Origin of the sequence: Halovulum marinum, from assembly GCF_009697225.1 — a bacterium.
Taxonomy (GTDB): domain Bacteria; phylum Pseudomonadota; class Alphaproteobacteria; order Rhodobacterales; family Rhodobacteraceae; genus Halovulum; species Halovulum marinum.
Genome location: NZ_WIND01000020.1, coordinates 1 through 22,964 on the forward strand (window position 1 = coordinate 1; position 22,964 = coordinate 22,964).

At 71.7% G+C, this 22,964-nt stretch carries 18 protein-coding genes; 12 read left to right on the forward strand and 6 right to left on the reverse strand.

What is annotated here, in order from left to right; all coding sequences use genetic code 11:
- Positions 1 to 246 precede the first annotated feature (246 nt).
- The 6 genes from GE300_RS17975 to GE300_RS18000 all read left to right on the forward strand — a co-directional run bounded on the left by GE300_RS17975 (position 247) and on the right by GE300_RS18000 (position 7,259).
- Positions 247 to 504 carry a DUF4212 domain-containing protein gene (locus GE300_RS17975; RefSeq protein WP_154448641.1) on the forward strand — a complete coding sequence of 86 codons (258 nt, stop codon included), beginning with the start codon at positions 247 to 249 and terminating at the stop codon, positions 502 to 504.
- A gap of 12 nt (positions 505 to 516) precedes the next feature.
- Complete coding sequence (locus GE300_RS17980; protein WP_154448775.1) at positions 517 to 2,301, forward strand: sodium:solute symporter family protein; 1,785 nt, start codon at positions 517 to 519, stop codon at positions 2,299 to 2,301.
- Positions 2,302 to 2,391: 90 nt separating this feature from the next.
- Entirely contained in the window at positions 2,392 to 4,254 is a 1,863-nt protein-coding gene (locus GE300_RS17985; protein ID WP_154448643.1) for a DUF294 nucleotidyltransferase-like domain-containing protein, read from the forward strand.
- A 4-nt stretch (positions 4,255 to 4,258) separates the two neighbouring features.
- On the forward strand, positions 4,259 to 4,765 hold the full coding sequence (locus tag GE300_RS17990; RefSeq protein ID WP_154448645.1) for a hypothetical protein: 507 nt from the start codon (positions 4,259 to 4,261) through the stop codon (positions 4,763 to 4,765).
- 48 nt (positions 4,766 to 4,813) lie between these two features.
- Positions 4,814 to 5,197, forward strand: a complete 384-nt coding sequence (locus GE300_RS17995) for a response regulator transcription factor (RefSeq protein WP_154448647.1) — start codon at positions 4,814 to 4,816, stop codon at positions 5,195 to 5,197.
- Positions 5,190 to 7,259, forward strand: coding sequence for a 3'-5' exonuclease (locus GE300_RS18000; RefSeq protein ID WP_154448649.1), 2,070 nt, complete (start codon positions 5,190 to 5,192; stop codon positions 7,257 to 7,259). Before GE300_RS17995 ends, GE300_RS18000 begins: the two co-directional genes overlap by 8 nt.
- Before the next feature lie 55 nt (positions 7,260 to 7,314).
- On the opposite strand, the gene GE300_RS18005 is transcribed toward GE300_RS18000, so the two are convergent.
- Together GE300_RS18005 and GE300_RS18010 are read right to left on the reverse strand one after the other, a co-directional pair.
- The gene (locus tag GE300_RS18005; RefSeq protein ID WP_154448651.1) at positions 7,315 to 8,799 is read right to left on the reverse strand and encodes an NAD-dependent succinate-semialdehyde dehydrogenase; all 1,485 of its coding nucleotides are present in this window, start codon (positions 8,797 to 8,799) and stop codon (positions 7,315 to 7,317) included.
- 145 nt (positions 8,800 to 8,944) lie between these two features.
- On the reverse strand, positions 8,945 to 9,436 hold the full coding sequence (locus GE300_RS18010) for an Lrp/AsnC family transcriptional regulator (protein WP_154448653.1): 492 nt from the start codon (positions 9,434 to 9,436) through the stop codon (positions 8,945 to 8,947).
- Between the two features lie 63 nt (positions 9,437 to 9,499).
- On the opposite strand from GE300_RS18010, the gene ehuR reads away from it, so the two are divergent.
- The 6 genes from ehuR (at position 9,500) to GE300_RS18040 (ending at position 14,719) form a co-directional block, all read left to right on the forward strand.
- On the forward strand, positions 9,500 to 10,888 hold the full coding sequence (gene ehuR / locus GE300_RS18015) for a MocR-like ectoine utilization transcription factor EhuR (RefSeq protein ID WP_233417164.1): 1,389 nt from the start codon (positions 9,500 to 9,502) through the stop codon (positions 10,886 to 10,888).
- A 111-nt stretch (positions 10,889 to 10,999) separates the two neighbouring features.
- Positions 11,000 to 11,215: a hypothetical protein gene (locus tag GE300_RS18020; protein WP_154448657.1), complete on the forward strand. Its 216-nt coding sequence runs from the start codon at positions 11,000 to 11,002 to the stop codon at positions 11,213 to 11,215.
- On the forward strand, positions 11,212 to 12,240 hold the full coding sequence (locus GE300_RS18025; protein WP_407647735.1) for a TRAP transporter substrate-binding protein: 1,029 nt from the start codon (positions 11,212 to 11,214) through the stop codon (positions 12,238 to 12,240). Before GE300_RS18020 ends, GE300_RS18025 begins: the two co-directional genes overlap by 4 nt.
- Positions 12,241 to 12,330: 90 nt before the next feature.
- The gene (locus GE300_RS18030; RefSeq protein WP_325063308.1) at positions 12,331 to 12,960 is read left to right on the forward strand and encodes a TRAP transporter small permease; all 630 of its coding nucleotides are present in this window, start codon (positions 12,331 to 12,333) and stop codon (positions 12,958 to 12,960) included.
- A 3-nt stretch (positions 12,961 to 12,963) separates the two neighbouring features.
- Positions 12,964 to 14,250 (forward strand): TRAP transporter large permease, encoded by a 1,287-nt coding sequence (locus GE300_RS18035; protein ID WP_154448661.1) that lies wholly within the window; start codon positions 12,964 to 12,966, stop codon positions 14,248 to 14,250.
- Positions 14,251 to 14,278: 28 nt separating this feature from the next.
- Complete coding sequence (locus GE300_RS18040; protein ID WP_154448663.1) at positions 14,279 to 14,719, forward strand: universal stress protein; 441 nt, start codon at positions 14,279 to 14,281, stop codon at positions 14,717 to 14,719.
- Between the two features lie 127 nt (positions 14,720 to 14,846).
- Here GE300_RS18040 and GE300_RS18045 read toward each other — a convergent pair whose 3' ends face one another.
- From GE300_RS18045 to GE300_RS18060, 4 genes are all read right to left on the reverse strand, one after another.
- Positions 14,847 to 15,968 (reverse strand): hypothetical protein, encoded by a 1,122-nt coding sequence (locus tag GE300_RS18045; RefSeq protein ID WP_154448665.1) that lies wholly within the window; start codon positions 15,966 to 15,968, stop codon positions 14,847 to 14,849.
- A gap of 165 nt (positions 15,969 to 16,133) precedes the next feature.
- Positions 16,134 to 17,024, reverse strand: coding sequence for a transglutaminase family protein (locus GE300_RS18050; RefSeq protein ID WP_154448667.1), 891 nt, complete (start codon positions 17,022 to 17,024; stop codon positions 16,134 to 16,136).
- A gap of 4 nt (positions 17,025 to 17,028) precedes the next feature.
- A complete protein-coding gene (locus tag GE300_RS18055) occupies positions 17,029 to 19,446 on the reverse strand; it encodes a circularly permuted type 2 ATP-grasp protein (protein ID WP_154448669.1) in 2,418 nt (805 codons plus the stop codon).
- 18 nt (positions 19,447 to 19,464) lie between these two features.
- Positions 19,465 to 22,857 (reverse strand): transglutaminase family protein, encoded by a 3,393-nt coding sequence (locus GE300_RS18060; protein WP_154448671.1) that lies wholly within the window; start codon positions 22,855 to 22,857, stop codon positions 19,465 to 19,467.
- Between the last annotated feature and the right edge of the window lie 107 nt (positions 22,858 to 22,964).

Consider the following 22,964-nt stretch of genomic DNA (forward strand, 5'->3'; position numbering starts at 1 on the left):
ATGCGCCGGATCCTGCGCAAGGTCGCCGAGAACGACCTCGGCGCCCTCGGCGACACCTCGACCCTCGCCGACCCCTCGGTCGTCGACGAGCTGATCGCGAACCGCCCCGCCTGACCGGCAACGACCGAGGGACGCGCGATGACCGCGACACGGGACGAAAGCGGCGTGACAAGGGGGGCGGCGGGCACCGGGCCCGCCGCCCCCGGGACTCCGACCAAGAAACCCAAACCAAGATAGGGGAGTAAAATGTCCGAAGAGCAAAGCAACGACTACTGGAAGGCCAACCTGCGCCTGATCCAGTGGAGTCTGGTGATCTGGGCCCTCGTGTCCTTCGGGTTCGGCATCCTGCTGCGCCCGCTGCTGTCCGGCATCAAGGTCGGCGGCACCGACCTCGGCTTCTGGTTCGCGCAGCAGGGCTCGATCCTGGTCTTCCTGGCGCTGATCTTCTTCTACGCCTGGCGGATGAACAAGCTCGACCGCCAGCACGGCGTCGACGAGCAATAAGGGACGGGAATGATGGATCAGTTCACGATCAACCTGCTGTTCGTGGGCGCGAGCTTCGCGCTCTACATCGGCATCGCAATCTGGGCCCGCGCCGGGACCACCTCGGAGTTCTACGCCGCCGGGCGCGGCATACACCCGGTCACCAACGGCATGGCGACCGCGGCCGACTGGATGTCGGCGGCCTCGTTCATCTCGATGGCGGGGCTGATCGCCTTCGTCGGCTATGACAACTCCACCTACCTGATGGGCTGGACCGGCGGCTACGTGCTGCTGGCGCTGCTGCTGGCGCCCTACCTGCGCAAGTTCGGCAAGTACACCGTGTCCGAGTTCATCGGCGACCGGTTCTACAGCCCGACCGCCCGTCTGGTGGCGGTGATCTGCCTGATCGTTGCCTCGGTGACCTATGTGATCGGCCAGATGACCGGCGTCGGCGTGGCCTTCGGCCGCTTCCTCGAGGTCTCCAACACCACCGGCCTGCTGATCGGCGCCGCGGTGGTGTTCGCCTATGCGGTGTTCGGCGGCATGAAGGGCGTGACCTATACCCAGGTGGCGCAGTACGTGGTGCTGATCCTGGCCTACACGATCCCGGCGGTGTTCATCTCGCTGCAGCTGACCGGCAACCCGATCCCGGGCCTGGGCCTGTTCGGCGACCACACCGCCAGCGGCGAGCCGCTGCTGGCCAAGCTGGACCAGATCGTCCGCGACCTGGGCTTCGCCGAATACACCGTGCACCACGGCGACACCTTCAACATGGTGCTGTTCACGCTGTCGCTGATGATCGGCACCGCCGGTCTGCCGCACGTGATCATGCGGTTCTTCACCGTGCCCAAGGTGTCCGACGCGCGCTGGTCCGCGGGCTGGGCGCTGGTGTTCATCGCGCTGCTCTACCTGACGGCCCCGGCCGTGGGCGCGATGGCGCGGCTGAACATCACCGACCTGATGTGGCCGAACGGCACCGACGGCCAGGCGGTCTCGCTCGAGCAGATCGAGAACGAGCCGCAGTACGACTGGATGGCGACCTGGCAGAAGACCGGTCTGCTCGGCTGGGAGGACAAGAACGGCGACGGCCGCATCCAGTACTACAACGACGCCAGCCCCGCGATGGAGGAGAAGGCGGCGGCCAACGGCTGGGCCGGGAACGAGCTGACCAACTTCAACCGCGACATCCTGGTGCTGGCCAACCCCGAGATCGCCAACCTGCCGGGCTGGGTCGTCGGCCTGGTGGCGGCGGGCGGCCTGGCCGCGGCGCTGTCGACGGCGGCGGGCCTGCTGCTGGCGATCTCGTCGGCGGTGTCCCACGACCTGATCAAGGGGGCGATCAACCCCAGCATCAGCGAACGGGGCGAGCTGCTGTCGGCGCGCATCGCGATGGCGGTGGCGATCGCGGTGGCGACCTACCTGGGCCTGAACCCGCCGGGGTTCGCGGCGCAGACCGTGGCGCTGGCCTTCGGCCTGGCCGCGGCCTCGATCTTCCCGGCGCTGATGATGGGGATCTTCTCGACCAAGATCAACAATCACGGCGCCGTGGCGGGCATGGTCGCGGGCCTGCTGGTGACGGTGGTCTACATCTTCCTGCACAAGGGGTGGTTCTTCATCCCCGGCACCGCCAGCTTCGACGACGCCGATCCGCTGCTGTTCACGGTCAAGTCGACCTCGTTCGGCGCGATCGGGGCGGCGATCAACTTCGCCGTGGCCTACCTGGTGGCGGGCATGACCAAGGAGACCCCGCAGGAGATCAAGGAACTGGTCCGCAGCGTCCGCATCCCGCGCGGCGCGGCGGCGGCCCAGAGCCACTGACGCGAACGCGGAGGGGGCCGTGCGGCCCCCTCCCACCCCCGGCCGGAGATTTTGCCGGCGACCGGGCCTGCCTTTTAGGATGATTGCGCCATGCACCCCGCCAGTGGAGCCGCCGACGTGCCCAGGGCTACAAGCGACGCCGAAGGACTGATGCGCCACGCGCCGTTCGACCTGCTGCCCGCCGAGGCCCGGGCCGAGGTCGCCGCCACCGCGCGGGTCGTCCGCCACGCCGCCGGCGACGTGCTGTTCGAGCGCGGCGATAAGCTGCCGGGGCTCTATGTGATCGAGACCGGCGCGGTGCAGTCCGAGGCGCCGGGCGGGGTCGTGGTCTCGCGCCGCAACGCCGGCGACCTGCTGGGCGAGCGCGGGCTGATGCGCGACGGGCGCGCGCAGCTGACCTCGCGCGTGGTCGAGGCGGCGCGCCTGTACCTGGTTCCCGCCGCCACCTTCGCGCGCCTCGCCGACAGCGTGCCGGCGTTCCGCGACTGGTTCGCCCGCACCGTCCCGGCCGAGCCCGACGACGGCGGCCCCTACGCCACCGGCCTGACCGCGCTGCGGGTCGAGGACCTGATGGCCGACCAGCCGGTGACCTGCGCCCCCGACGCCAGCATCACCGAGGTGGCGCGGCTGATGCGCGACCGCAACATCAACTCGGTGATCGTGATGGACGGCGCGCGGCTGGTCGGCATCGTCACCGCGCGCGACCTGACCGGCAAGGTGCTGGCCGAGGGGCTGGGCGGCGACGTGCGCGTCGACCGGATCATGACCCCCGGCCCGATCACCATCGCGCCGGACGCGCTGGGCATCGACGCGCTGGTGACGCTGGCCGACCACGGCATCAGCCACCTGCCGGTGCAGCGCGACGGGCGCATCGTCGGGATGATCGGCAAGACCGACCTGTTCCGCCGCCAGGCCGCCACCGCCAGCCACATGATCGCCGAGATCGTCGAGGCCGACAGCGTCGAGACCATGGCCGCGGTGGTCGCGCGCACCCCTTCGCTGCTGGCGCAGCTGGTCGCCGCCGGGGTCGGCCACCAGGCGATCAGCCGCCGGATCACCGACATCACCGATGCCGTCACCCGCCGCCTGCTGACGCTGGCGCAGGCAAGGCTGGGCCCGCCGCCGGTGCCGTACCTGTGGCTGGCCTGCGGCAGCCAGGGCCGGCGCGAGCAGACCGGCGTCTCGGACCAGGACAACTGCCTGATCCTGGACGACGCGGCGACGCCCGCCGACGACGCCTATTTCGCGGCGCTGGCGGGGTTCGTCTCGGACGGGCTGAACACCTGCGGCTTCGTCTACTGCCCGGGCGAGATGATGGCCAGCAACCCGCGCTGGCGGCAGCCGCGCCGGGTCTGGCGCGAGTATTTCGCCGGCTGGATCGCGCAGCCCGACACGCAGGCGCAGATGCTGGCCTCGGTGATGTTCGACCTGCGCCCGATCGCCGGCACGGCGGCGCTGTACGGCGCGCTGCACGCCGAGACGCTGCAGATGGCGCGGCGCAACTCGATCTTCGTGGCGCACATGATCTCGAACGCGCTCAAGCACACGCCGCCGCTCAGCCTGTTCCGCGGCTTCGCGCTGATCCGCTCGGGCGAGCACAAGAACACCGTCGATCTGAAGCACTCCGGCGTGGTTCCGGTGGTCGACCTGGGCCGGGTCTACGCGCTGCAGGGCTCCATCACCGAGGTCGGCACGCGCGAGCGGATCGCCGCCGCCGGGGCGGCGGGGCTGATCTCGTCCGCCGGCGCGGCCGACCTGCTCGACGCGTACGACCTGATCGCCGAGACCCGGCTGCGGCACCAGGCGGCGCAGGTCCGGCGGCACCGGGCACCGGACAATTTCATGTCGCCCGCCGATCTGTCAGACTTGGAACGCAACCATCTGCGCGACGCCTTCATGGTGATCAGGACGATGCAGTCCGCCCTGGGTCAGGGCCGGCACATGTTGGGATAGGGCGATGTTTCTGGAGCTGATAGCCACCTTCGTCGCCGGCATCGCCGCCGCCGGGCTGGTGATGGCGCTGCGTCGGCTGACCGGCAACCGGCTGGCGCGCTGGCTGCCGCCGGTCGCCGCCGGCGCGGCGATGATCGCGTTCTCGATCTGGTCGGAATACAGCTGGGCCGGGCGCACCGCCGGCGGCCTGCCCGACGGCGTCGCGGTGGTCGACCGGGTGTCCGAGACGATCGCCTGGAAGCCGTGGACCTTTCTGGCGCCGCAGACCACGCGCCTGGTCGCGCTGGACCGCGCCGGCGCGCAGCGCAACCCGGACGCGCCCGGCGTCGCGCTGTTCGACGTCTACCTGTTCGAGCGCTGGCGGCCGACCGCGCGCCGGCCGCAGCTGATCGACTGCGCCGGCGCCGCGCGCGCCGACGTGACCGAGGCGGCGCTGGCCGACCCGGTGGCCGCCGACTGGCGGGTGCTGGGCGCCGGCGATCCGCTGATCCGCGCGGCCTGCGACTCCTGATGGGCGAGGACGAGGGGCGATGACACTGGCGATGACGGGGGCGAGGCGATGACCGCGAAGAACATCCTGCTGGTCGAGGACGAGGACAACATCGCCTTCGCGCTGGAATTCCTGATCGGCCGCATGGGGCACAACCTGCGGCGGGTCGAGGACGGCGAGGCGGCGCTGCGGGCGCTCGACGAGCAGCCGGTGGACATGGTCCTGCTGGACGTGATGCTGCCCAAGCGTTCCGGGTTCGAGGTGTGCCAGTACATCCGGGGCAATGCCGCGCTGAAGAACGTCAAGGTGCTGATGATGACCGCGGGCGGCGGCGCGATGGAGCGCCGCAAGGGTCTGGCGCTGGGCGCCAACGCGTTCCTGACCAAGCCGTTCGCGAACTCCGAGCTGACCGAGAAGATCACCGAGCTGCTGGGCGAAGGGGAAGATGCATGACCGTCTCGGCCTGAGGCAGCGCGTCGCGCTGTTCTTCGTCGCGCTGGCGCTGGGCGGCTGCGCCGCGCTGGCGCTCGGCCTGTGGCTGGGCGCGCGGCAGGCCGGCGGGCCGGCGCAGGGCTATGTGATCGCCGGCGTGGTCGGCGGCCTCGGCATCGCCGGGCTGGCGGCCTGGATCGGCCTGCTGTTCGACGAGCACGTCGCCCGCCCGATCCTGGCGCTGAGCGGCGATCTGGCGACGCGGGCGCGGCTCGACGTGCGCGAGGCCGGCATCGACCAGCGCCCGGCGCGCCATCTCGGCGCGCTGGCCGCCGCCGCCGGCGCGATCAGCGCCGCGCTGGTCGAGGCGCGCGTCGCCCGCGAACAGGCGGTGGCCGACCAGACCCGCCGGCTGCAGCGCGAGAAGGTGATGTTCGAGGCGCTGGTCCGCGACCTGGCCGAAGGCGTGATCGTGGCCACGACCGAGCACCGGGTGATGCTCTACAACCGCGCCGCGCAGGACCTGCTGGGCGGGCTCGGCCTCGACCGCCCGCTCGACCGGGTGCTGCGCCCCGAGCCGATCCGCCACGCGCTCGAGCGGCTGGCGGCGCGGCACGCGCGCGGCGGCGCCGGGGCCGAGCCGTTCCTCGCCACCAGCTGCGCCGGCGAGCGCATGCTGCTGGGCCAGGTCAGCCGCATCGACATGGCCCCCGCCGGCTATGTCCTGATCCTGCGCGACACCACCGAGGAGCTCGCCGTCCGCCGCGAGCGCGACCACCTGTTCCACGCGCTGATGGAGGGCGTGCGCCGCCCGGTCTCGGCGGTCGGCGCGATCCTCGATGCGCACGCCGCCGCGCCGGACATGGACCCGGCGACGCGGGCCCGGTTCACCGCCGCCCAGCAGCAGGAGCTGGGCAAGCTCTTTGCCTGCCTGCGCGATCTCGAGACGCGCTATGCCGCGCTGGCCCGGCGCCGCTGGCCGATGTCGAAGGTGGCGGTGCGCGACATCCTCGACGGGCTCGGCGGGCGCGGCCTCGCCGCCGCTGTCGTTACCGCCGCGGACCCGGACGAGGCGTTCGTGCGCTGCGACGCCTTCGCCGTCATCGAGATGCTGTCGAACGTGCTGCACGGGATGGCCGGCGCGCCGGGCCGCAGCGGCGTCACCGCCGGCACCGAGGCGCGCGGCGCCGAGATCTGGCTGACCCTGGGTTGGCAGGGCCCGGGGGTCGCCGACGGCGAGCTGCAGAACTGGCTGGCGCGGCCGCTGTCGCCCGGCTACGGCGCCTACACCGGGCGCGACACCCTGGCCGCCCACGGCACCGAGATCTGGGCCGAGCCGGACGGGCAGGGCGGCCACCGCCTGGTGCTGCCGCTCGAGGCCGCCGCCGCGCCCGAGGCGCACCCGTCCGAGGCGCGCCCCGAGTTCTACGACTTCGACCTGCCCACCGCCGCGGACGCCGGCGCGATGGCCGACCGGCCGCTGGCCGAACTGCCGTTCGTGGTGTTCGACACCGAGACCACCGGGCTGGAGCCGGCCAGCGGCGACCGCATCGTGCAGATCGCCGGCGTGCGCATCGTCAACGGCCGGCTGCTGCGCGGCGAGCGTTTCGACGCGCTGGTCGATCCGGGCCGGCCGATCCCGCCGGCCTCGACGCTGGTGCACCGGATCACCGACGACATGGTCGCCGGCGCGCCCGACATCGCCGCCGCCGGGCGCGCGTTCCACGAGTTCTGCGCCGGCGCGGTGCTGGTGGCGCACAACGCGCCGTTCGACATGGCGTTCCTGAAGGCCGAGCAGCGCCGCATCGGCCGCGCCTTCGACAACCCGGTGCTGTGCACCGTGCTGCTGTCCTCGGTGCTGTTCGGCGAGGCCGCCGCGCACAGCCTCGATGCGCTGGCGGCGCGCTTCGGGATCGAGATCCCGCCCGAGCGGCGGCACACCGCGCTCGGCGACGCCCTCGCCACCGGGCAGGTGTTCTGCCATCTCGTCGCGCTGCTGCGCGCCGAGGGCATCGAGACGCTGCAACAGGCGATCGACGCCAGCCAGCGCCAGACCCGGATCCGCCGGCGGCAGGCCTATTGAGAAACCGGGCGGGGCCGGGCCGGAAACCCGGCCCCGCCCGCCCGGCCCCGCCCAATCAGCCCCAGTCGCGGCAGAGGTACTTCACCTCGGTGAACGCCTCCAGCCCAAGCCGCGAGCCCTCGCGGCCCAGCCCCGACTGCTTCATGCCGCCGAACGGGACCGGCGCGCCGGTGACCTTGGTGCGGTTGACCGCGACCATGCCGAAGCGCAGCGCCCGGCTGACGCGGAAGATCCGGCGCGGGTCGCGGCTGTGCAGATAGGCCATCAGCCCGTACTCGGTGTCGTTGGCGCGGCGCACCGCCTCGGCCTCGTCGTCGAAGGCGGCAATGGCGGCGACCGGGCCGAAGGTCTCCTCGTGCATGATCCGCGCGTCCGGCGGCACGTCGGCCAGCACCGTCGGCTGGAAGAACAGCGGCCCCGCCGGGTGCCGCGCGCCGCCGCACAGCAGCCGCGCGCCGCGCGCCAGCGCGTCGCGCACATGGTCCTGCTGCTTGGCGATCGCCTTCGCGTTCATCAGCGGGCCGATGTCCGGATCGTCGATGCCGGGCCCGACGCTCAGCGCCCGCGTCGCCGCGGCGAACCGCGCGCAGAACGCGTCGTAGACGCCGCGCGCCACCAGGAACCGGTTCGCGCCCAGGCAGTCCTGCCCCGAGGTGGCGAACTTCGCCTTGACGCCCTCGGCCACCGCGCGGTCCAGATCGGCGTCGTCGAACACCAGGAACGGCGCGTGGCCGCCCAGCTCCAGCACCAGCCGCTTGACCGTGTCCGCGGCCTGCGCATACAGCTGCCGGCCGATCCCGGTCGAGCCGGTGAACGACACCGCACGCACGCGCGGATCGCGCATCCAGACGCCGACGATCTCGGCCGCCGATCCGGGGATCACGTTGAACACCCCGGCGGGCAACCCGGCCTGCTCGCCCAGCTCGGCCAGCGCCAGCGCCGAGAACGGCGTCTCGCCCGACGGGTGCGCCACCGCGGTGCAGCCCGCCGCCAGCGCCGCGCCGGCCTTGCGGGTCAGCATCGCCGAGGGGAAGTTCCACGGCGTTACCAGCGCCGCGACGCCCACCGGCTCGCGCCAGACCTCGACCTCGGCGCCGGGCAGGTGCGAGGTGACGCCCTCGATGTTCGGCCGCCGCGCCTCCTCGGCGTAGAACTCCAGGAACGAGGCGGCGTAGTCGATCTCGCCGCGCGCCTCCGAGATCGGCTTGCCCTGCTCGGCGGTCATGATCCGGGCCAGGTCCTCGCGGTTCTCCTGCATCAGCTCGGACCAGCGCCGCAACACCGCCGCCCGCTGCTGCGGCAGCAGCGCCGCCCACGCCGGCCAGGCGGCGTGCGCCGCATCGACAGCGCGGCGGGCGGCGTCGGTGCCCAGCCGGGCCACCTCGCCGACGACGGCGCCGGTGGCGGGATCGGTCACCGCCAGGCTGTCGGCGCCGGGGTCGGCGACCCACTCGCCGCCCAGATAGCCGAAGTGCCGCGCCAGCCGCGGCCGGGAAAGAACGGGGAAGCCGCCGCTCGGCGGTCTCTGCATCTCGGTCATCGCGCTTGCCCTTTCCGCTGTGGTTGCCGTCGCGGATCAGCATACCGCCGGGGGCGCCGGAAATTTCGCGGCAGGGGCCGGACCGGGCCGCGGATCCGCCGGTCGCGGCCGGCCCGCGCCGGGCATCCGCCGGCGGCGGCCGCGCTCAGCCGGAAGCGTCGGGAATCAGCAGATCCAGCGGCGGCGGCGCGGACTTCACCGGCTTGGTGACGATGTAGCTGAAATAGCGCGCCAGCCCGGCGTTCTGCTCCAGCAGCGCGTCCATCAGCCGCTGATAGGCGTCGATGTCCGCCGTCACCACCTGCAGCAGGTAGTCATAGCCGCCGCCCAGCGCCCAGCAGCCGGTGATCTCGTCATGGCGCGCGACCACCGCCTCGAAGCGCTGGAACGACTCGGCCCGGTGCGCGCCCAGCTCGGCCAGCACGAACACGGTGACGTGCGGCGCCAGCCGGCGCAGCGCCACCTCGGCGCGATAGCCGTCGATCGCGCCGGCCTTCTCCAGCCGGCCCAGCCGCTCGGCGCAGGCCGAGGCGCCCAGGTTCACCCGCTCGGCCAGCGCGGTCTTGGCGATGCGGCCCTCGCGGGCGAGCACTTGCAGGATCGCCAGGTCCCGGCTATCGAGTTTGATAAACGCCATGGCAAAGTCATGCGCAGGGGGTCCGGGCTTGTCAAATGTCATGACAGGCGCAATGTTCCTTTCATGACAATCTGGCCTCCCCGACCCGGCAGCCTGCAGCGGCCGGCCTATCGCTCGCTGGTGCAGCTGATCGAGGCCGCGATCGATTCCGGCGAGCTGAAGCCGGGGCAGAAGCTGCCGACGCACCGGCAGCTGGCGTTCGATCTCGGGCTCAGCGTGCAGACCGTCAGCCGCGCCTACGACAAGCTGGTCGAGGCCGGCAAGGTGCAGGGCGAGGTCGGCCGCGGCACCTTCGTGCGCGCGCTGTCCGACGATCTGCGGGTGCCGTTCGTCAGCCACCGCACCGCCGGCCGGCTGATCGACATGTCGATCCTGAAGCCGGTGGTCGACCACACCCACAAGGAGGCGTTCCAGAAGGCGCTGCGCGACATCGCCCGCTCGGTGCCCGACGCGGTGCTGGGGGCGTTCCGCGCCGGCACGCTGCTGGACCGCGACCACGGCGCGGTGGCGCGCTGGCTGGCGCTGTGCGGCCTGACGGCGCCGCCGTCCGCGGTGGTGCCGACCAACGGCGGCACCGCGGCGATGACCGTGGCGCTGATGACCGCGGCGCATTCCGGCGATCTGGTGGTGGCCGAGGAGATCGGCCACCACACGCTGCGGCCGCTGACCCGCTATCTCGGGCTGCGGCTGCGCGGGCTGGAGACCGACAAGGGCGGAATCCGCCCCGAGGCGTTCGCGGCCGCGTGCCGCGCAGAGCCGGTCAAGGTGCTGCACCTGATGCCCACCGGGCTGAACCCGCTGGGCTTCACCATGAGCAGCCGGCGCCGCGAGGCGCTGGTCGAGATCGCCCGGCGCCACGACGTGCTGATCGTCGAGAACCACTCCAGCGGGCCGCTGCACGAGGCCGCGCCGCCGCCGCTGGCGGTGCTGGCGCCGGAACGGGTGCTGTTCTTCACCAGCCTGACCAAATGCGTGCTGCCGGGGCTGCGGATCGGCTTTCTGGTGGTGCCGAACCATCTCGGCGCGGCGGCGGCGAACCGGCACCTGGTGACCAGCTGGATGGCGACCTCGCTGGCGATGGAGATCGCCCTGCGCTGGATCGAGACCGGCACCGCCGAGCGGCTGCTGCAGCGTCAGCGCGTGGCGCTGGGCGACCGCGCGGATTTCGCCGCGTCGGTGCTGAGCCCGGTGGCGCACCGGATCAGCCCCAGCGGCCTGCACGCCTGGCTGCCGTGCGCCGACGTCGCGCAGGAGGACGCGCTGGCCGCGGCGGCGCGCGACGCCGGCGTGGCGGTGGCGCGCGCCGGCAGTTTCGCCATCGGCGCGCACGACCGCCACCCCGGCCTGCGGCTGGCGCTGGGCGGGCAGAGCTTCCCGGATTTCGCCCGCGGGCTGCGCATCGTCGCGCGGCTGGCCTCGGAGCACCCCGAGGCGGTGGTGCCGCAGATCTAGCCGCGCGCCACTTGTACTGATCCAATATCGACATTGACATGATCGGTCCGGGTCCTACTGTCCCGACAATCAGGACAATCGATCCGCCGCGGGCGGATCGTGCGGCAGCGCATGGACGCAAAGCAGCGCATGGACGCAAAGCAGCGCATGGACGCAAAGCAGCGCATGGACGCAAAGCAGCGCATGGACGCAAAGCAGCGCATGGACGCAAAGCAGCGCATGGACGCAAAGCAGCGCATGGACGCAAAGCAGCGCATGGACGCAAAGCAGCGCATGGACGCGAAGCAGCGCATGGACAGGAAATCGACAGGAAAGGAAGTTTCATGACCAAGACCCACAGGACGCTGATGTCCGGTCTGGCGGTCGGGGCCGTCGCCGCCGTCGCCGCCACCGTCGCCGCGCCCGCCGACGCCGAGACCTGGCGCTACGCCTTCGAGGAGGCGCTGGACGAGGTCCAGGGCAAGTACGCGCAGAAGTTCAAGGAAGAGGTCGAGGCCAACTCCGAGCACGAGATCCAGCTGTTCCCCTACGGCACGCTCGGCGAGTCCGCCGACATCATGGAGCAGGCCCAGGCCGGCATCCTGCAGTTCGTCGACCAGTCGCCCGGCTTCACCGGCGCGCTGATCCCCGAGGCGCAGGTGTTCTTCGTGCCCTACCTGCTGCCGCAGGAGGACGAGGAGCTGTTCGAGTTCTTCCGCACCTCGAAGGCGATCAACGAGATGTTCCCCGAGCTCTACGCCCAGCAGGGGCTGGAACTGCTCAGCATGTTCCCCGAGGGCGACGTCTGCCTGACCACGCAGGAGCCGGTGCGCAGCCCTGAGGACCTGAACGAGGTCAAGTTCCGGGTGATGACCAACCCGCTGCTGGTGGAAAGCTACCGCGCGTTCGGCGCCACCCCGACGCCGCTGCCCTGGGGCGAGGTCTACGGCGCGCTGCAGACCGGCATCATCCAGGGCCAGGAGAACCCCGGCTTCTTCCTCGAGTCGACGAAGATGTACGAGGTCACCGACGTCATCACCTGTATCGGCCACAACAACTTCACCACCGCGGTGATGGCCAACAAGGATTTCTTCGACGGGCTGTCCGAAGAGGACCAGCAGGTGATCCGGAACGCCACCGACGTCGCGTTCGAGTACATCCTCGAATACCAGTCCGGGCTGCAGGAGGAATCGCTCGAGAAGATCAAGCAGGCCAAGCCCGAGATGGAGATCAACATCCTCTCCGAGGAAGAGCGCCAGCCGTTCATGGACACCGCCGGCGAGGTCGAGGAGGCGTTCATCGAGATGACCGGCGACAGCGGCAGGAAGATCCTCGAGCAGATGAAACAGGATCTGGCCGCGGTCGGGGGCTGACCGCCTTGCCGGACCGCGCCTGCGCGCCCTACGCCCCCCGCGGATCTGCCGCGGGGGGCGCGTCATGCCAGCAGCGAACGGGGTAGCCCGGTGTCAGAAGACAAGTCCAACTCGCAGCTCAGGTCGCAGACCGACACCACCGGCACCGACGATCCGCCGCTCGAATCCTACCGCTCCAGCCTGCCCGGCCCGCTGGGCGCGATCGACAACGCGATCAGCCGCGTCGAATCGGTGATGCTGGCGACCGGGGTGCTGCTGATGGCGGCGAACACCATCGCCAATGTCGTCGGCCGCTTCGTGTTCCAGAACTCGATCTTCTTCTCCGAGGAACTGAACCGGATCCTGATCATCCTGATCACCTTCGCCGGCATCTCCTACGCCGCGCGGCAGGGGCGGCACATCCGCATGTCGGCGATCTTCGACGCGCTGCCGTTCCGGCTGCGCAAGCCGCTGATGATCCTGATCGCGCTGGTCACGGCGGTATTCATGCTGGGGCTGGCCTGGTACTCGTTCCAGTACATCCTGACGCAGGCCGGCCGCGGCCGGGTGCTGCCGTCGCTGCAGATCCCGGTGTGGGTCATCCTGGTCTGGGTGCCGATCGGCTTCTTCATGACCGGGCTGCAGTACATCCTGACCGCGATCAAGAACATGATCGAGCGCGACATCTACCTGTCGACCAACGTGATCGAGGGCTACGACGACGAAGAGCTGGAGGTCTGAGCCATGGCGGTCACCATCTTCTCGATCATGATCGTGCTGCTGCTGCTGGGCTTTCCGATGATGATCCCGCTGATCGTCGGCGCCTTCGTCGGCTTCTATTCCATGTTCGGCGGCCTGGCGCAGATGGAGACCATGGTCCAGCAGATGATGGCCGGGATCCGGCCGGCATCGCTGATCGCGGTGCCGATGTTCATCTTCGCCGCCGACATCATGACCCGCGGCCAGTCGGCGGGCCGGCTGATCGACCTGGTGATGAGCTTCGTCGGCCATCTCAAGGGCGGGCTGGCGGTGTCGACCGCGGCGGCCTGCACCATGTTCGGCGCGGTCTCGGGCTCGACCCAGGCGACGGTGGTGGCGATCGGCTCGCCGCTGCGGCCGCGGATGCTGAAGGCGGGCTACAACGACAGCTTCGTGCTGGCGCTGATCGTCAACGCCTCGGACATCGCCTTCCTGATCCCGCCGTCGATCGGCATGATCATCTACGGCGTGGTCTCGAACACCTCGATCGCCGAGCTGTTCATCGCCGGCATCGGGCCGGGCCTGCTGATCCTGGTGCTGTTCTCGATCTACTCGTACATCTACGCGGTCCGCAACAACGTGCCGACCGAGGACAAGACCAGCTGGGGCGATCGGCTGCGCGCCACCCGCGCGGCGCTGTGGCCGCTGGGCTTCCCGGCGATCATCATCGGCGGCATCTACGGCGGCATCTTCTCGCCGACCGAGGCGGCGGCGGCCTGCGTGCTGTACGCGCTGGTGCTCGAGACCATCGTGTTCCGCGAGCTGGACCTGAAGGGCGTCTACGCCACCGCCAAGTCCACCGGGCTGATCACCGCGGTGGTGTTCATCCTGGTCGCGGCGGGGGCGGCGTTCTCGTGGGTGATCTCGTTCGCGCAGATCCCGCAGGCGGTGCTGGGCTCGATCGGCATCGACCAGATGGGGCCGATCGGGGTGCTGTTCGTGATCTCGATCGCGTTCTTCATCGGCTGCATGTTCGTCGACCCGATCGTGGTGATCCTGGTGTTCGTGCCGATCTTCGCGCCGGTGGTCGAGTCGGTCGGGCTGGACCCGGTGCTGGTCGGCACGGTGATCACCCTGCAGGTCGCCATCGGCTCGGCCACGCCGCCGTTCGGCTGCGACATCTTCACCGCCATCGCGGTGTTCAAGCGGCCCTACTTCGAGGTGATCCGCGGCACGCCGCCGTTCATCCTGATGCTGCTGTCGGTGTCGGTCGCGCTGATCTTCTTTCCGCAGATCGCCCTGTTCCTGCGCGATCTCGCCTTCGCCAGGTGACCCGCCGCCCCCCACCCGAGAGAGCGCCATGTTCAAGCACATCCTGACGCCCTACGACGGCTCGAAGAACGCCGACCGCGCGCTGGCCAAGGCCGGCGAGCTGGCCGCGCTGGTGGCCGCGCCGGTGACGATCCTGACCATCTACCGGCACCACTCGATGCTCGAGGCGTCGCTGTCGATGGTGCGTCCGCAGGAGCCGGGCAACATCGACGAGGCGATGCGCGCGCACGCCACCCAGACCGCGCAGCACGGCAAGGAGGTGCTGAAGCGGGCCGGGGCGCAGAACGTGCGCGCCTTCGTGCGCTCGGGGCGGCCGGCGCGGACCATCGTCGACTTCGCCCTGAAGCACGAGATCGACCTGATCGTGCTGGGCAGCCGCGGCCTCGGCGCGTCGGGCGACAGCTACATGCTGGGCAGCGTCTCGCACAAGGTCACCGGGCTGGCGAACATCCCCGTGCTGGTGGTGTGACCGCGCGCCGCGCCGCCGCCCGCCAGGCGAAGCCGGGGCCGTTGACGAGGTTTTCATGAACAGTCTCCCTTCAGGATCAAGGGCTTGAGGGGGTTTCACGCCGGTCAGGTGAGCTCCGCGGCGACGCTCAGGCCGCCTCGCCGCGCCGCGCCCGCTGCGCCCCGCGCCGGCCGGCGAAGCGCGCCGACAGCCGCTGCGGACCGGCGATGGTGGCGATCCAGTCCCAGGCGCCGGGGCGCTCGTTGGCGTGCATGTAGATGAAGTGGGTGTCGAAGATGCGCAGCCGCAGCCGGCGCAGCGTCGCCCGGGTGAAGATCCGGTCCAGCCGCGCCGACACCACCAGCGGGTTGCGCCGGTCCGCGGGCGCCGGCACGTCGGGCATCGCCGTCATGTCGAGCAGCGACAGGCACAGCGCGTCGCGCGGGCTGGAGACGTCGACCCAGTCGACCCGCTCCGAGGCCGCCAGCGCCGACAGCATCCGGCGGATCTCGCCGGCCTCGGGCAGGAAGCTTTTCAGCCCGATCGACTGGCCCAGCGTCAACAGCGACACCGGCGGGCCCTCGGGGTGGTCGGCGATCATCCGGCCCAGCACCTCGACCGCCTGGTAGGCGCCCGAGGAATGGCCGATCACCAGCACCTCGTCATAGGCGCCGGAGCGGGCCGCGGTCTCGACGATCTCGGCGAACCGGTCGAGCCGCTCGGTCATCTGCGGCGCACGGCCGACCGCCTCGTCGATGGCGAAGCCGAAGTCGTGGCTCAGGTACTGGATGTACATCGGCCCCTCCATCCAGCGCGCCAGCCGCAGCACCGGCCAGACGGCAAGCGCCGCGACCGGCAGGCCCAGCAGCGCCGGCAGCCCCTGGCCCGCGGCGAGCCACGCGGCGGCGAGCCCGGCCAGAACCGGCAGCGCGGCCAGCACCAGCATCCAGAAATAGGGATAGAGCGTCATCGCCCCCGCGGCCGGGTCCAGCCGCAGCCCGCGCAGGAACCAGCCGCAGCGCAGCAGCCGGGCAGCGTCGCGCATCGCCGCGGTGAAGGTCTGCAGCCGGGTGCGGTGCATGCGCCGGATCACGATGTCGTCCCAGCGCAGGTAGGTGTAGTCGGTCTCGACCGGGCCGCCCGGACCGCCCCAGCGCAGCGTCCAGGCCGCCTCCAGCTTGCTGACGCGGCGCCGCGGGGTGACCTCGAGCGGGACGTCGAACCGCCCGGCATATGCCGCCGCCTGCTCGGCGATCATGCGGTGGTACACGCCGGCGCCGCGCGGATCGAAGCCGTGGACGTAGAACGCCTTGCGCCGCCGGACCGGGGGCGCTGCGGGGCGTGCGTCTGCGGAAGCGGAAGCGGAAGCGGGCGTCATCCGGCGACTATGGGCAAGCCGCCGGGACTTTCCAAGCGGCCATGCGCGCGCGCCCGATCACGGCACCACCGCGACGTCGACGCTTTGCGCCGTGGACCGGCCGCCGGCGCCGCGGACGATGCCGCGCACGATGCCGCGCACCGGGGCGACGTCGTCATAGTCGCGCCCGTGGCCGATGGTGACGTAGTCGGCGCCGGCGGGCTGGTCGTTGGTCGGGTCGTACTCGATCCAGCCCATCTCGGCCCCGGCCCAGGCGCGCACCCAGGCGTGCATCGCGTCGGCCCCCGCCAGCCGGGGCCGGCCGGGCGGCGGGTAGGTGCGCAGGAACCCCGAGACATAGCCCGCCGGGATGCCGACGCCGCGCAGGCACCCGATCATGATGTGCGAGAAATCCTGGCACACCCCGTGCCGGGCGGCGAAGGCGTCCTGCGCCGGGGTGTCCACGTCGGTCGCCCCGGCGGCGAACTGCATCTCGGCGTGCAGCGCGCCGCCGATCGCCTGCACCGCCTCGAGCACGGTCATCCCCGGGCGCAGCCGGGCGCGGGCGAAGTCGGTGAACTCGGGCAGCACCGGGCCGCGCCGCGACGCCGCGGTGAAATGGTGCGGCGCGGCGGGCGACAGATCGCGCGCCGCCGCGATCTCGGACGGCAGTGCGCGCAGCGGCGGCGACAGGTCGAACTGCCCCGGCGGCGGCTGCCGCTCGGCCCGCAGCGCCAGCGACAGCGAGAACGACTGGATCGGCTGGTGCCAGGCGACGCAGCTCGTCGTGTTGTCGAAGAAGTCGGGAAAGTCGCGGCGCTCGGAGGGCAGCGGATCGACGGTCAGCTGGCGCGACAGGACGGTCTGCTCGCCGGCGATGTCGTTCGGCAGCAGCCGCAGCAGGTTGCGCGCGTGCATCACCGGCGCGGCGTAGCTGTAGTCGATGCGCAGCGAGATGTCGTAGAGCATCAGCTCACCCCAGGTAGGCGGCGCTCAGCCGGTCCGAGATGGTGCCGAGCGCGCCGCGGATCCCGGCCAGCGCATCGACGGTGACGTCCTGCGGCCCGGCGATCTCGAGCCGGGTGCGCAGCGGCAGGATGGCGCGCAGCAGCTCGGCGGGGCGACCGCCGCGGCGCGCGTGCGGCAGCGCCTCGACCAGCCGCGCCAGGTGGGCGATCTGGAAATGCACCGAGCGCGGGTTGTCGGCGTCCAGCGCCAGCAGGTCGACCACGGTGTCGAACCCTGTTTCGAGCGCGAAACGTGCCCGGTGCGTGGTGACCGCGTCGGCCACCTCGAGCGCGATCTCGAACGAGCCCTCCGGCGCGTCGGGCACCGCGAAGGCCGACAGCAGCGCGCACAGCCCGTCCGCCCGCTCCAGCGCGCGGCCGATCGACAGGAAGCGCCAGCCGTGGGTGCGGTACATGTTCTCGTGCACAATGCCGGAAAAGCCCGCGGTCTTGCGCAGCAGCACCCCCATCGCCGCGGCGGCGTCGTCGCCGGGCTGCACCGTCTCGCGCATGCCGCGCACGGTGCGCATCAGATCGCCCAGCGCCAGCCAGCCGTCGGTCGAGAACCGGTCGCGGACCTTCGCGGCGCTGTCGCGCGCGCCGGTCAGCCGCTCGGCCAGCGCCTCGGGGACCGGCTGGCCGAGGTCGAATTCCAGCGCGCCCAGGTATTGCGTCAGCAGCCACAGGCGCGGATCGTCGGGATTGCCGGTGGCGGCCAGCCGCAGGTGGTGCGCGCGGATCAGGCGCACCGCGCCCTCGAACCGCTCGACGTAGCGGCCCAGCCAGAACAGGTTGTCGGCGGCGCGCGCGGGCAGCGCGCTTTGCCCGGCGGGGGAGCGCGGCCCCAGCACCGGCGGCGACGGCGGCGTCGCGTGCGCCGCCGCGTCCGACATGATCCACACGTCCGCGACCTTGCCGCCGCGCTGCATCGCCAGCGCCGTGGCGTCGCCCTCGGGGCCGATCCGGGCATAGCCGCCCTGCATGAAGGTCCAGCCCTGCGGCGTGCGCGCGGCGAACACCCGCACCACCATCGGGCAGGGCCGCAGCCGGCCGCCGTCCGGCCCGTCGACCCAGCTGGGCGTGGTCGACAGGGTCACCGCCTCCTGCCCGACCAGGCGCGGGCCCTGGTCCTCGACCCAGTCCGCGACCGAAGCCGGCCCGCCGCCGCGGAAGCTGCCGCCGAGCACGGTCCCGGCGTCCAGCTCGAACGGCAGTTCGGTGGCCAGTGCCGGGCCGATCATCATCCGGCCGGCGTTCTCGCGCACGTGCGCGCGCTCGGCGGCGCCGCCGCACCACCAGGTGGCGATGTTGGGCAGCGACAGCTCCTGCCCGGTCAGCTGCTCGCAGATCCGCGGCAGGAAGGCCATCAGCGCGCGGGTTTCCAGGATCCCCGAGCCCAGCGCGTTGACCATCGCCACGCCGCCGGTGCGCACCGCGTCGACCAGCCCCGGCGTGCCGATGATCGAGCCCGGGTCCAGCTCCAGCGGGTCGGCGAAGCCGGCGTCGATCCGCCGCCACAGCACCCCCAGCGGCAGCGGCCCGTCGATGGTGCGCACCAGCACCTCGCCGTTCTCGACCAGCATGTCCTCGCCCTCGAGCAGCAGCATGCCGAGGAAGCGGGCGATGTAGGTGTGCTCGTAATAGGCGTCGTTGGCCGGCCCCGGCGTCAGGATGCCGAACCGGCGCGCCGTGCCCTCGGCGCGTCCGGCCAGCCCCTGCAGCGCGCCGCGGAACGCCTCGAAGAAGCCGGTCAGCCGGTGCGTGAAGTCGCGCGGGTAGGGCTCGGGAAAGATCCGCCGGCTGGCGATCCGGTTCTCCAGCGCGAAACCCGCCCCCGAGGGCGCCTGCGCGCGGTCGCCCAGCACCAGCCAGCTGCCGTCCGGAGAGCGGCCGATCTCGAACGCGAGGAAGTGCAGGAAATGCCCGCCACGCGGCTGCACGCCCACCAGCGGGCGCAGCCACTGCGGGTTGCCGGCGATCAGCCCGGCCGGAAGATGCCCGTCGGCGACCAGCCGGTTGCGGCCGTAGATGTCGGCCATCACCCGCTCCAGCAGGTCGGCGCGCTGCGACAGGCCGCGGCAGATGGTCTGCCATTCGTCCTCGTGCAGCACCACCGGGATGTGGCTGAGCGGCCAGTCGCGTTCCTGCAGCGGATCGCTGGTGTAGTGCCGGAAGTAGACGCCGGCGTCGCGCAGGTAGCGGTCGCCGCGGTCGAACCGGCCGCGGAGCTGTTCGGGCGGCATCGATCCGAGCCAGTCGAGGAACGGCCGCCAGACCGGCCGCATCCGGCCGCCGGGACCGAGCATCTCGTCCGCCACCCCCGGCGCCGGCCGGTAGTCGGTCAGCATCGGATGATCGCCGGCCGGGCGCGCCTGCTGTCCCATCGCGGTCCCCGGCCCGGCTCAGCCCGGCCCGGCGGGCCGGCGCAGGTCCAGAGTCGTCGGGAACTCGGGGTGCGGGGTTTCGGGGACCGGACGGTACGGGCCGGGGGTGTGGCCGTGCGGCTCGAACCGGGTCAGGCGGCGGGCCTCGGCCTCGTAGCCGTTGACCGGGAAGGTGTCGTAGCTGCGCCCGCCGGGGTGCGCCACGTGATAGGTGCAGCCGCCGATCGCCAGCCCGCTCCAGTCGTCGTGGATGTCGAACACCAGCGGCGCGTTCACCGGCAGCGCCGGGTGCAGCGCCTCGTGCGGCTGCCAGGCCTTGAACCGGACCCCGCCCACCGCCACGCCCGAGGTCTGCGTGCGCGCCAGCGGCACCGGCCGGCGGTTGCACATCACCCGGTAGCGGTCCTGGTGCAGCGTGCTCAGCCGCACCTGCAGCCGCTCGACCGAGCTGTCGGTGTAGCGCACCGTGCCGCCGATGGCGCCGGTCTCGCCCAGCACATGCCACGGCTCCAGCGCCTGGCGGATCTCCAGGTGGACGTCACCGGCCTCGACCTGGCCGCAGAACGGAAACCGGAACTCGGCCTGCGCCTCGAACCACGCCGGGTCGAAGTCGTAGCCGTGCCGGCGCAGGTCGGCCAGCAGGTCCAGCAGGTCCTGCCACAGGAAGTGCGGCAGCATGAACCGGTCGTGCAGCACCGTGCCCCAGCGCACCGGCCGGCCCTCGACCGGGGTTTTCCAGCAGCGGGCGATGATCGCGCGCAGCAGCAGTTGCTGGGCCAGCGACATGCGCGGGTGCGGCGGCATCTCGAAGCCGCGGAACTCGACCAGGCCCAGCCGGCCGGTCGGCCCGTCGGGCGAGAACAGCTTGTCGATGCAGATCTCGGCGCGGTGGGTGTTGCCGGTCACGTCGGTCAGCATGTTGCGCAGCAGCCGGTCCACCAGCCACGGCGGCGGCGGCGCCCCGTCGCCGGGCGGGGTGATCTGCGCCAGCGCGATCTCCAGCTCGTACAGCGTGTCGTGCCGCGCCTCGTCGATGCGCGGGGCCTGGCTGGTCGGGCCGATGAACAGCCCGGCGAACAGGTAGCTGAGCGCCGGGTGCCGCTGCCAGATCAGGATCAGCGACTTCAGCAGGTCGGGCCGCCGCAGGAACGGCGAGTCCGCCGGCGTCGCGCCGCCGACGACGACGTGGTTGCCGCCGCCGGTGCCGGTGTGGCGGCCGTCGATCATGAACTTGTCGGCGCCCAGCCGCGACTGCCGCGCCTCGTCGTACACCGCCTCGGTGGTGGCGACGCAGTCGTCCCAGTCGTGGGCCGGGTGGATGTTGACCTCGATCACGCCGGGGTCGGGGGCGACGCGGATCACGTTCAGCCGCGGGTCCTCGGGCGGGGCATAGCCCTCGACATGGATCGGCAGCCCCAGTTCCGCGGCGGTATCCTCGGCCGCGGCGATGATCTCGAGATAGTCCTCGAGCGCGTCGCAGGGCGGCATGAACAGGCACAGCCGGCCGTCGCGCGGCTCGATCGCCAGCGCGGTGCGGACCACGGTTTCGTCGCGGTCCTCGCCGCTGCCGGCAGGCTCCTGCGGGACATAGGCCTGCCGCCGGGTCGCCTGCTGGCCAAGCTGCACCGGCTGGGTATGGCCCGGCGTGGTCTCGGGGACGTGCGCGGTCTCGCGCGCGCGGCGCTCGGCGATCGCGGCGTGGAATTCGGGCAGCGGGCCGCGCTCGACGCCCGGATCGGCGGGGAAGGAGTAGGGATATTTCGCGGGCGGCACATGGGGCAGCGCCTCCAGCGGCAGACGGAAGCCGACCGGGCTGTCGCCGGGGACCAGGTACAGCCGGCCGCGGCGCGGACGCCACATCTCGGACCGCCACTTCGGGGTGTCGGCCTTCGCCTGCCAGCGCTGGATCGGCAGGGCATAGCCCGCCGGCTCGGTCAGGCCGCGGTCGAACACGCGGGCATAGCGCGCGCGGTCCTCGGGGTTCTTCAGCTTCGGGTTGTCGGGCGTCACGTTCGGCGGCAGGTTCGCCTCCTTCAGGATCCACTCGGCCGGATCCTCGTAGGTGGGCTGGGCGAAGTCCGGGTCCAGCCCCAGCGCCTGCGCCATGCCGCGCATGAACGCCCCGGCCTCGTCCGCGCCGGCGGGGGCGGGCTGGTCCTCCTGCGCGATCAGGTCGGGGTTCTTCCACACCGGCTGGCCGTCGCGCCGCCAGTACAGCGAGAAGGTCCAGCGCGGCAGGCTTTCGCCCGGATACCACTTGCCCTGGCCGTAGTGCAGGAAGCCGCCGGGCGCGAAGCGCGTCTGCAGCCGCCGGATCAGCGTGTCGGCCAGCGCCCGCTTCTGCGGCCCGACCGCCGAGCTGTTCCATTCGTCGCTCTCGAAATCGTCGACCGAGACGAACGTCGGCTCGCCGCCCATGGTCAGCCGCACGTCGCCGGTCTCCAGGTCGTCGTCGACCGTGCGACCGAGCGCGTTCAGCCGGTCCCACGCCTCGTCCGAGAACGGCCGGGTGATCCGCGGATGTTCGGCCACGCGGGTCACGCGCATGTCGAAGTCGAACGAGATCCCGGTGTCGGCCGCGCCCGAGAAGCCGCCGGCGATCGGCGCGGCATTGCGGTAGTGCGGGGTGGCGGCCAGCGGGATGTGGCTTTCGCCGGTCAGCAGCCCCGAGGTCGGGTCCAGCCCGACCCAGCCGGCGCCGGGCAGGAACACCTCGCACCAGGCGTGCAGGTCGGTGAAGTCCGTGTCGGTGCCCGAGGGTCCGTCGAGCGCGGCGATGTCCGGCTTCAGCTGGATCAGGTAGCCCGAGACGAAGCGCGCGGCGAAGCCCAGGTGCCGCAGCGTCTGCACCAGCAGCCAGCTGGAATCGCGGCACGAGCCCGAGCCGGCGCGCAGCGTCTCGTCCGGGGTCTGCACGCCCGGCTCCATCCGGATCAGATAGTCGACCCGGTCCGCGACATGGCGGTTCAGCGCCACCAGGAAATCGACGGTGCCGGTTTCGGCGAAGTCGATCCCGCCGACGAACTTCGCCAGCAGCGGCCCTTCCGGCTCGGGGGTGCGGTAGATCGACAGATCGTCGCGCAGGTCTTCGGGGTAGTCGAACGGCCAGTGCTCGGCGCTTTCCTCGACGAAGAAGTCGAACGGGTTGTAGACGGTCATGTCGGCGACCAGGTCGACCTCGATCTTCAGTTCCTTCACCGGTTCGGCAAAGACGAAGCGCGCCAGCCAGTTGCCGTAGGGATCCTGCTGGTGGTTCACGAAGTGCCCGCCCGGCGAGACCTTGAGCGAATGCGAGATCACCCGGGTCCGCGAATGCGGCGCCGGCCGCAGCCGGATCACGTGCGGGCCCAGCGCAACCGGCCGGTCGTAGGTGTATCTGGTCAGGTGATAGATGCTGGAATGGATCGCCATCGACGCCGTCCTTCACGCCCGCCCATGATCGCCGGAGCGCCAGGCCGATTGCACCGCAGGTGGTTCATCGAGCGTTGCACGGCGGTCGACCGCTTCGCAAGCGCGGC

Coding starts and splice junctions, on each gene's coding strand:
- GE300_RS17975 (WP_154448641.1), top strand. CDS start 247: ATGTCCGAAGAGCAAAGCAACGACTACTGGAAGGCCAACCTGCGCCTG.
- GE300_RS17980 (WP_154448775.1), top strand. CDS start 517: ATGGATCAGTTCACGATCAACCTGCTGTTCGTGGGCGCGAGCTTCGCG.
- GE300_RS17985 (WP_154448643.1), top strand. CDS start 2,392: ATGCACCCCGCCAGTGGAGCCGCCGACGTGCCCAGGGCTACAAGCGAC.
- GE300_RS17990 (WP_154448645.1), top strand. CDS start 4,259: ATGTTTCTGGAGCTGATAGCCACCTTCGTCGCCGGCATCGCCGCCGCC.
- GE300_RS17995 (WP_154448647.1), top strand. CDS start 4,814: ATGACCGCGAAGAACATCCTGCTGGTCGAGGACGAGGACAACATCGCC.
- GE300_RS18000 (WP_154448649.1), top strand. CDS start 5,190: ATGCATGACCGTCTCGGCCTGAGGCAGCGCGTCGCGCTGTTCTTCGTC.
- GE300_RS18005 (WP_154448651.1), bottom strand. CDS start 8,799: ATGACCGAGATGCAGAGACCGCCGAGCGGCGGCTTCCCCGTTCTTTCC.
- GE300_RS18010 (WP_154448653.1), bottom strand. CDS start 9,436: ATGGCGTTTATCAAACTCGATAGCCGGGACCTGGCGATCCTGCAAGTG.
- ehuR (WP_233417164.1), top strand. CDS start 9,500: ATGACAATCTGGCCTCCCCGACCCGGCAGCCTGCAGCGGCCGGCCTAT.
- GE300_RS18020 (WP_154448657.1), top strand. CDS start 11,000: ATGGACGCAAAGCAGCGCATGGACGCAAAGCAGCGCATGGACGCAAAG.
- GE300_RS18025 (WP_407647735.1), top strand. CDS start 11,212: ATGACCAAGACCCACAGGACGCTGATGTCCGGTCTGGCGGTCGGGGCC.
- GE300_RS18035 (WP_154448661.1), top strand. CDS start 12,964: ATGGCGGTCACCATCTTCTCGATCATGATCGTGCTGCTGCTGCTGGGC.
- GE300_RS18040 (WP_154448663.1), top strand. CDS start 14,279: ATGTTCAAGCACATCCTGACGCCCTACGACGGCTCGAAGAACGCCGAC.
- GE300_RS18050 (WP_154448667.1), bottom strand. CDS start 17,024: ATGCTCTACGACATCTCGCTGCGCATCGACTACAGCTACGCCGCGCCG.
- GE300_RS18055 (WP_154448669.1), bottom strand. CDS start 19,446: ATGGGACAGCAGGCGCGCCCGGCCGGCGATCATCCGATGCTGACCGAC.
- GE300_RS18060 (WP_154448671.1), bottom strand. CDS start 22,857: ATGGCGATCCATTCCAGCATCTATCACCTGACCAGATACACCTACGAC.